The organism is Robertmurraya mesotrionivorans (genome assembly GCF_050971805.1).
In the GTDB taxonomy this organism is placed as follows: domain Bacteria; phylum Bacillota; class Bacilli; order Bacillales; family Cytobacillaceae; genus Robertmurraya_A.
Genome location: NZ_JBPCCH010000021.1, coordinates 13,799 through 15,331 on the forward strand (window position 1 = coordinate 13,799; position 1,533 = coordinate 15,331).

The window sequence follows — 1,533 nt, forward strand, 5'->3', positions numbered from 1 at the left end:
CCTCGGTTAGGTTTGTTTAACCGAAATTCCCCCTGTATACGTTCCCGCTTGTGCACAACAACTGGAAAAATGATCCTGTATAAACGTATAAAGTTCTTATCATATCCCATTATAGACAGGGATTTTTTTTCTATACAGAAAAATTATACACGACGACGTTTTGGTGGACGACATCCGTTATGAGGAACTGGAGTTACGTCTCTAATAGCAGTAACTTCTAGACCAGCAGCTTGAAGAGCACGGATAGCAGCTTCACGTCCTGCACCAGGTCCTTTAACTGTTACTTCTAAAGTTTTCATTCCATGTTCCATAGATGTTTTAGCTGCTGTTTCAGCTGCCATTTGCGCTGCAAAAGGAGTAGATTTACGTGAACCTTTAAATCCTAATGAACCAGCACTTGACCATGAAAGAGCATTCCCATGAACATCTGTGATTGTTACAATCGTGTTATTGAATGTAGAACGGATATGAGCAATCCCTTGTTCAATATTCTTTTTCACACGACGCTTACGAGTATTAGTTTTACGAGCCATTTAAAGTACCTCCTTTACCGATTATTTCTTCTTGTTAGCTACAGTCTTACGTGGACCTTTACGAGTACGTGCATTGTTCTTCGTGTTTTGACCGCGAACTGGTAAGCCACGACGATGACGAAGACCACGGTATGAACCGATTTCCATTAAACGCTTGATGTTTAAAGAAATTTCACGACGAAGGTCACCTTCAACTTTTAATTTATCAACGATGTCACGGATTTTGTTAAGTTCTTCTTCCGTTAAATCACGCACACGAGTCTCTTCTGAAACACCAGCTTCAGCCAATACCTTTTGTGCAGTATTTTTCCCAATACCATAGATGTAAGTTAATGAGATTACTACACGCTTTTCACGTGGAATATCTACACCTGCAATACGTGCCATTTACTAGAGCACCTCCCTCATTATTAGCCTTGTTTTTGTTTATGCTTAGGGTTTTCACAAATAACCATAACTTTGCCGCGTCTACGGATAACTTTACACTTTTCGCAGATCGGCTTAACAGATGGTCTCACTTTCATTATCCTAACCTCCTTGATATTACGGAGTGCAACAGATTATTTAAAGCGGTAAGTAATTCTTCCGCGTGTTAAGTCATATGGGGATAGCTCAACAGTTACTTTGTCACCAGGCAAAATACGGATGAAGTGCATACGAATTTTACCGGAAACATGAGCTAGTACTGTATGACCATTTTCTAATTCTACCTTAAACATAGCGTTAGGCAAAGTTTCAAGAACCGTACCTTCAATTTCAATTACATCATCTTTCGCCATAGAACTAGTCTCCCTTCTACTCATCAGTTACATGATCCATTAAATACTTACTGAAAGAAATCGTAGCTTTCCAATGCAACACGACCGGTTAATACACTACAATTTTCTAGCAACCTTATAATTATAGCATATTAAAAAGGATTTGCCCAATTTTAATAATTAAAATATTACTAAACACTTGACAGTTCCTTTGGCTTTACAAGTTAAGCTTTTGTAAGAAT

The 1,533-nt window shown here is 38.4% G+C and carries 4 protein-coding genes; all 4 read right to left on the reverse strand.

Features of this window, described 5'->3' with window-relative positions; translation table 11 throughout:
* Positions 1-143: 143 nt before the first annotated feature.
* Genes rpsK through infA form a run of 4 tightly spaced genes read right to left on the reverse strand, consistent with a single transcriptional unit; the run spans position 144 to position 1,312 of the window.
* Positions 144-533 (reverse strand): 30S ribosomal protein S11, encoded by a 390-nt coding sequence (rpsK, locus tag ACRX5O_RS20990; RefSeq protein WP_066058500.1) that lies wholly within the window; start codon positions 531-533, stop codon positions 144-146.
* Positions 534-554: 21 nt separating this feature from the next.
* On the reverse strand, positions 555-920 hold the full coding sequence (gene rpsM / locus ACRX5O_RS20995) for a 30S ribosomal protein S13 (protein WP_119706284.1): 366 nt from the start codon (positions 918-920) through the stop codon (positions 555-557).
* A 23-nt stretch (positions 921-943) separates the two neighbouring features.
* Positions 944-1,057, reverse strand: a complete 114-nt coding sequence (gene rpmJ, locus ACRX5O_RS21000; protein WP_000868344.1) for a 50S ribosomal protein L36 — start codon at positions 1,055-1,057, stop codon at positions 944-946.
* 36 nt (positions 1,058-1,093) lie between these two features.
* On the reverse strand, positions 1,094-1,312 hold the full coding sequence (gene infA, locus ACRX5O_RS21005) for a translation initiation factor IF-1 (RefSeq protein WP_019157108.1): 219 nt from the start codon (positions 1,310-1,312) through the stop codon (positions 1,094-1,096).
* Between the last annotated feature and the right edge of the window lie 221 nt (positions 1,313-1,533).